This is a genomic window from Rhodococcus sp. EPR-157 (assembly GCF_001647195.1).
Lineage (GTDB): Bacteria > Actinomycetota > Actinomycetes > Mycobacteriales > Mycobacteriaceae > Rhodococcoides.
The window spans coordinates 1-6528 of the sequence record NZ_LVCV01000561.1; the positions used below are offsets into that span (position 1 = coordinate 1).

Here is a 6528-nt window from a genome sequence, read left to right on the forward strand (position 1 = left end):
GAGCGAACCGGCGACGATCGAGGTGACCTGGTAGCCAAGGGACACACCGGAGTACCGCATGCGCGTCGGGAACATCTCTGCCATGATCGCCGGCTGTGTGGCGTACATGAAGGCATGGAACAGCAGGCCGATGATGATGGCCAGCATGATCACGACGTTGTGGCCACTGTTCATCATCGGGAACGCGAAGAAGCCCCACGTTGCGGCCGTGACGGCACCGACGAAGTACACAGGACGACGACCGACACGGTCGGCCAGCCTGCCCACCAACGGAATTGCGCAGAAGTGGATCGCGTGGGCGATGAGCATCCACCACAGGATGGTCGACGTGTCGGTGCCGACCTCCACCTTCAGGTACGTGATGGAGAAGGTGACGACGAGGTAATACATGACGTTCTCACCGAAACGCAGGCCCATGGCCGTGAACACGCCACGTGGGTAACGCTTGACGACCTCGAACACACCGTACGACGCTGCCTTGATGACCTCGGCCTGCTTGTGTGCCTCGAGGAAGATCGGGGCGTCGGAGACCTTGGTGCGGATGTAGTAGCCGACGAACACGATGACGGCCGACAGCCAGAACGCGACGCGCCAACCCCAGCTCAGGAAGGCCTCGTCGGACAGGGTAGTCGTCAGAACCAACAACGCGACGGTCGCCAACAGGTTGCCTGCGGGGACGCCGGCCTGAGGCCAGCTGGCCCAGAAGCCTCGACTCTTGTTCGGACTGTGTTCTGCGACAAGGAGAACCGCGCCTCCCCATTCGCCACCGACGGCGAATCCCTGGATGAATCGCAGGGTCACCAACAGGGCGGGTGCCCAATAGCCGATTGCCTCGAAGGTCGGCAGACACCCCATGAGGAACGTGGCGCCACCGACGAGGACAAGACTGAACTGCAGCAGTTTCTTTCGACCGTACTTGTCACCGTAGTGACCGAATACGATGCCGCCCAACGGCCGTGCGACGAAGCCGACGGCATAGGTGACGAAGGCGGCCAGGATGGCGTCGAGCTCGCTTGTTCCGGCGGCGAAGAAGATCTTGGAGAACACCAACGTCGCGGCAGTTCCGTAGAGAAAGAACTCGTACCATTCGACGATGGTGCCTGCCATCGAGGCACCGACGACCTTCTTCAGTCCGCTCGGAGTGGCGTCCGGATCCGGACCTCCGGGCTGCTTGCGTTCGTCCACGGTCATCGTTTCTCCCTCGATGTGATGCGGCATGCCTGATGCCCTGGATTGTGACGGCTCACACATATGCCGGATGGACTGAGTATCAATGCAGATTCAGGTGCCCGCAATGTCCAACAACGCAACCGCAACCTGCAATAATGCAGATATGCCCCCTGATCATGGCCGTCTCCCCAGCGCCGACGACCTATTGATCCTTCTCGCTGTCGGGCGGACCGGCAGATACAACACCGCCGCGGACGACCTCGGGGTCAACCACACCACCATTTCCCGACGCATCGCCGCGCTCGAAGCCAGCCTCGGTGGCCGGGTTCTCGCGAAGTCCGGCAACGGATGGGAACTCACGGCTCGGGGAAAGGACGCGCTGGCCGCCGCCGAGAACATCGAAGCAGCAGTACGTTCGCTGGTGGGGCCGAACGACGAGGCCGAGGGCGTCGTCCGAGTCTCCGCCACCGACGGATTCAGCGCCTACGTCGTCGCACCCGCTGTTGCTCAGGTTCGGCGTCGCCATCCCGGCATCTCGCGGGAAATCGTCGCCACGACCAGACGAGCTTCGCAGCAGCGATCCGGTATGGATGTCGAGATCGTCGTCGGCGAGCCGCAAGTTCACCGGGCCGAGGCGATCAAGCTCAGCGACTACCACCTCGGCCTGTACGCGTCGAGAGACTACGTTCAGGACAACGGCTCACCCGCCACCGTCGAGGATCTACAGGCCTATCCCCTCGTGTACTTCATCGACTCCATGCTGCAGGTCGACGATCTGGACATTGCGCCCGGATTCGCCCCGTCCATGCGTGAATCCGTGACCTCGACCAACGTGTTCGTCCACGTCGAGGCCACCCGGGCAGCGGCCGGTATCGGACTACTCCCCTGCTTCATGGCCGATCGTCACGACGATCTCGTCCGCCTGCTGCCCACCGAGGTGTCCATTCGACTCGACTACTGGTTGGTCTCGCGAGCCGAAACACTCAGACGACCCGAAGTGGCCCACGTCGTCGACGCGATTCGGGCCGTGGTCGACGAGCAGCGCTCGGCTCTGTTGGGCGAGAACTGACGATCAGTCGCCCTGCACGTCGTCCATGTTGCCGGTCCCCGGGGTTCCGGCGTCGAGGCCGTAGCGCAGGTACACGGTGCCTGTGCCGCCGACGGCCGGTGGCTCGAGCAACGTCAGGTTGCTGGGCACGGTGCCGTTGGCGAACACTTTCTTTCCCACTCCCAGAAGGATGGGATGCACCCACAGATCGAGTCGATCGAAGAGCTTCTCCCGCAACAGAGTTTGAACCAGATCGAGGCTTCCGACCACCTTGATGTGGTCGTGTCGATCTCGGATCTCGCGCACCGCGCCGACCAGGTCCGGTCCGAGTTGGGTCGAACCGTCCCACTGCAGATCGGGTGTGCCGCGCGAGGCCACGTATTTGGGTATCGCGTTGAACAACGTCGCGAACGAATCATTTCGGTTCGGCCAGTACGCGGCGAAGATGTCGTAGGTGCGCCGTCCGAGCAGGAGCGCATCCGTGCCCTCGTATGCGGCGGCAACTTGCGCCCCGGAGACCCGGTCGAGCAGAGGAGCCTGCCAACCACCGAAGGGGAAGTTCTCGGGATCTTCCTCGGGGCTTCCGGGTGATTGCGCGACGAGGTCGAGGGTGGCGAAAAGCTCCAAGGTGATGAGGCCCATGATGGCTCCTGGTTCGATAGGTGTTCGCTGTGGTGGGGCGTGGAAACCGGAGTGGCTGCCGGGAACGACGATGTTCGTGCGGTCCGACAGCGCGCCTACGGCGGTGAGCACTGTTGGGCACCGGGAACGGAAACCGTCTGTGTCGTCATGATCGATTGGACCTCGGTCAGAGCGAAAACTCACCGGGGCAGTGTCGCCTGGTCGTACCCAAACTGAAGGCAACGGCGGCGAGCGCTCATCAATTCGGCTCTCCTGGGCGAGAGCTGACCGTCCCGACGCGGACCTGAATGTGTCCACCCGGCACCGAAGCGGCGTGTAGCGGCTCGAGTGGTGGCGTCATCGCGGTACACGGGTGAGCCTCGATGTCCGAACCGCCGAGTCGGCACGCAAGCTCCGCGAGCGGGGTCCAGACCGCGGCGCGTCCGACGGGACGCTGCATGTCGTCGACGGCAACGACGCCGCCGTCCTCGCGATGTCGCCCAAGCAGCAACTCGCCACGTCGACGCTGGACGTGTGGGCGGGGCAGTTGGCATTCCTAGTGCCCCGGTGACGTCGCTCGTGCTCACATCACTCAGCCACGAAAACGACAGCTTGTGGCGAACGCCAGTCAGGCACCGCCCACCATCCCAACCCCCAACGAGCGTGAAACTACGATGTCCCCATGCCCGCCGGACGCTTCGCCCCCAGTCCCTCGGGCGATTTGCATATCGGCAATCTCCGCACGGGATTGCTCGCCTGGCTGTTCGCCCGCTCCACCGGCCGTCGCTTCGTGATGCGCGTCGAAGACCTCGATCGCGTGAAACCTGGCTCCGAGCAACGCCAACTCGACGACCTGGCCGCCATCGGACTCGATTGGGACGGGCCCATCATGCGGCAATCCGAGCGTCGGGAGATCTACGACGCCCAGATCCGCATGCTCACCGCAGCCGGGATGACCTACGAATGTTTCTGTACGCGTCGGGAAATACTGCAGGCCGCATCCGCGCCGCACGCACCCGACGGCGCATACCCAGGGACCTGCAGAGACCTGACCGCTACCGAGAAAGCAGCCAAGGACCGCCCACCTGCCATCCGATTACGTTCGCAGGTAACCGAATTCACCATCGTCGATCAGTTGCGCGGCCTGTTCAGAGGCCAGGTGGACGACTTCGTCCTCCGCCGATCCGACGGTGTGCCCGCCTACAACCTGGCCGTCGTCGTCGATGATGGCGCGCAAGGCGTCGACCAGATCGTGCGCGGCGACGACCTGCTCACCTCCGCGCCGCGGCAGGGCTACCTCGCTCAGCTCCTCGGCCTCACCCCCGCCACCTACGTCCATGTACCCCTCGCTCTGAACGTCGAGGGCAAGCGTCTGGCCAAGCGGGACGGCGCGGTGACACTGCGCGAACGACCCGACGCGTGGGCGCTCATCACCGCCTCCCTCGGTGTGCCCGACGTGAAGAACGCCGAGGAACTGCTCGAGCAGTGGAAGCCGACGCAGGTACCGCGCGATCCGTGGGTGTTCGATCCCTCGAATCTCTGACCTGTTCACCGATCGAGATCACGTTGCAATGCGACAGGACAGACTGTGCTCGCGCTCGCCCTGTTCGGCCTCAACATCGTCGGTGCGATTCCGATCGGCCTCGGTCTGCTGGTGACCATTCCGGTCACGATGATCGCCGGGACCTACGCCTACCGCGTCACCGTGGGTGGCCGCGTCGCCTGATCGGCGATCCGCCTCGATGGGCGCGCGTCCCTCGCGGGATTCGCGCCCATCGTCGTCTCGGTGCTTGGATCGAACGGTGACTACTACCGAACACACCGCCCCCGACGGCGGCACAGAGTCTGGGCAGGCCACGTTCGCCCACATCAGCCGGGGTTACTACCCCACCATCGTCGCCCTCTTCGTGGCGACGCTGCTGATCTCGAACGTGGCCGCCAGCAAAGGTGTCGCCTTCTTCGCCTCGTCCGACGTCATGCTCGGACCGCTCCAAATCCTGCCCATCAACACCGACGGCGCGTTCTTCCTCTTCCCGCTCGCCTACATCCTCGGCGACGTGCTCAGCGAGGTCTACGGCTTCAAGGCCACGCGCCGCGCGATCTACCTGGGCTTCGGCTCGATCATTCTCGCCGCAGCGTGCTTCTGGATCACCATCGAGCTGCCGTCGGCGAGTTTCTACGAAAACCAAGAGTCCCTCGAGACCGTCCTCGGCGTCGTCCCTCGGCTGGTACTCGCCGGTCTCGCCGGGTACTTCGTGGGGCAGATGCTCAATTCGCTGGTCCTCGTCGCTATCAAGGAACAGACCAAGGAAAAGCACCTCTGGGCCCGACTGATCGGCTCGACGATCGTCGGAGAATTCTTCGACACCCTCATCTTCTGCTCCATCGCCGCAGGCGTCATCGGCATCACGACGTGGGCTGACTTCGTCAACTACGTCATCGTCGGGTTCGTGTGGAAGACGCTCGTCGAGGTGCTGGTCATGCCGATCACGTACAGGGTCATCTCGTACATCAAGAAGCGCGAGCCCTCGTACCAGGAGCCCGTGTCCGTCTAGGGGTTCCGCCGGCCTGATTGAGCGAACGACTCATTCGGTCTCGACCCCGGCCCCTCGCGCACCTTCCAGCCCACGCGCGCGTTGCAACGCGCGCGTGGGCTGCAACCTGCGCAGCCAGGCCGACAGACCCCGCAGCCAGGCCCGCAGACCCCGCCACCAGGCCCGCAGACCCCGCCACCAGGGCCGCAGACCCCGCGGCTCCGCCGCAGTGGCGCGCTTATGTACACCCCAACGCACTCAACCGTGCCACTAAGACGAAGTCGTTACCTATTGAGCCATTGACAAATGGCTCAATCAGCATGAGTCTAATCACATGACTCCGTCCTATAACGCTCGCGCGGTCGTCACCGGCGCAGGCAGCGGCATCGGTCGCGCGTTCGCCCTCGAATTGGCCCGCCGTGGTGGCGAGGTGATCTGCGCCGACATCTCCCTCCCCCGCGCGGAGGACACCGTCGCGCTCATCACCGCCACCGGCGGCACTGCCCACCCCGTCGTCTGCGACGTTGCGCTGCGCGAACAGGTCGAGGACCTCGCGCTGTTCGCCGAATTGACCTTCGGCAGAGCACCCACCCTCGTCGTCAACAACGCGGGCGTCGGCATCGGCGGCAAGCCGGTCGGCGAGATCGGCTTCGAGGACTGGAACTGGGCCCTGGGCATCAACCTCTGGGGTGTCGTGCACGGGTGCGAAACCTTCGCCCCCGTCATGAAAGCCGCAGGCGAGGGCGGCTTCATCAACGTCGCCTCGGCTGCAGGGTTCGCCGCCGCTCCTCTCATGGCGCCCTACAACGTGGGCAAAGCCGGCGTCATGTCGCTGTCCGAGACCATGGCTGCCGAGCTGTCCGGCACCGGCTTGAGAGTCACCGTGCTGTGCCCAACCTTCGTGAAGACCAACGTCGCAGTCGACGGCCGAATCACCGAAACAGGTACAAAGCTGGCCGAAACTCTCATGCGCAAGACCGGTTTCACTCCGGAGAAGATCGCTGTTGACACCCTGAACAAGTACGACCGCGGACGCCTCTACGTCGTCCCGCAGATCGACGCAAAGCTCGTGTGGCGCCTCAAACGCGTCGCACCGGCGCTGTACACCCGAGTGCTCGGACTGCTTGGGCGCCTCGCACCGCAGGAAACCACCGA

The 6528-nt window shown here is 64.2% G+C and carries 8 protein-coding genes; 6 read left to right on the forward strand and 2 right to left on the reverse strand.

Going from position 1 to position 6528, the window contains the following annotated elements:
- Positions 1-1191 (reverse strand): MFS transporter (locus A2J03_RS24740; protein WP_068379363.1); only part of this gene is annotated, 1191 nt, incomplete at its 3' end.
- 82 nt (positions 1192-1273) lie between these two features.
- On the opposite strand from A2J03_RS24740, the gene A2J03_RS24745 reads away from it, so the two are divergent.
- Positions 1274-2239 carry a LysR family transcriptional regulator gene (locus tag A2J03_RS24745; protein ID WP_068379366.1) on the forward strand — a complete coding sequence of 322 codons (966 nt, stop codon included), beginning with the start codon at positions 1274-1276 and terminating at the stop codon, positions 2237-2239.
- Positions 2240-2242: 3 nt separating this feature from the next.
- Here the strand turns inward: A2J03_RS24745 and A2J03_RS24750 are convergent, their stop codons facing one another.
- Complete coding sequence (locus A2J03_RS24750) at positions 2243-2860, reverse strand: dihydrofolate reductase family protein (RefSeq protein WP_068379369.1); 618 nt, start codon at positions 2858-2860, stop codon at positions 2243-2245.
- A 352-nt stretch (positions 2861-3212) separates the two neighbouring features.
- Between A2J03_RS24750 and A2J03_RS30725 the strand changes: the two genes are divergently transcribed.
- The 5 genes from A2J03_RS30725 to A2J03_RS24770 all read left to right on the forward strand — a co-directional run.
- On the forward strand, positions 3213-3410 hold the full coding sequence (locus tag A2J03_RS30725) for a hypothetical protein (RefSeq protein ID WP_068379372.1): 198 nt from the start codon (positions 3213-3215) through the stop codon (positions 3408-3410).
- Positions 3411-3521: 111 nt separating this feature from the next.
- Entirely contained in the window at positions 3522-4382 is an 861-nt protein-coding gene (gene gluQRS, locus A2J03_RS24760; protein WP_068379375.1) for a tRNA glutamyl-Q(34) synthetase GluQRS, read from the forward strand.
- A gap of 45 nt (positions 4383-4427) precedes the next feature.
- Positions 4428-4565, forward strand: a complete 138-nt coding sequence (locus A2J03_RS31280; RefSeq protein WP_331712399.1) for a hypothetical protein — start codon at positions 4428-4430, stop codon at positions 4563-4565.
- A 76-nt stretch (positions 4566-4641) separates the two neighbouring features.
- A complete protein-coding gene (locus A2J03_RS24765) occupies positions 4642-5394 on the forward strand; it encodes a queuosine precursor transporter (protein ID WP_068379378.1) in 753 nt (250 codons plus the stop codon).
- A 313-nt stretch (positions 5395-5707) separates the two neighbouring features.
- A partial coding sequence (locus A2J03_RS24770; RefSeq protein ID WP_068379381.1) for an SDR family NAD(P)-dependent oxidoreductase occupies positions 5708-6528 on the forward strand: 821 nt, incomplete at its 3' end.

Bases quoted from the DNA above. Each gene is read 5' to 3' on its own strand.
- A2J03_RS24745 (WP_068379366.1), top strand. From the start codon at position 1,274: ATGCAGATTCAGGTGCCCGCAATGTCCAACAACGCAACCGCAACCTGC.
- A2J03_RS24750 (WP_068379369.1), bottom strand. From the start codon at position 2,860: ATGGGCCTCATCACCTTGGAGCTTTTCGCCACCCTCGACCTCGTCGCG.
- gluQRS (WP_068379375.1), top strand. From the start codon at position 3,522: ATGCCCGCCGGACGCTTCGCCCCCAGTCCCTCGGGCGATTTGCATATC.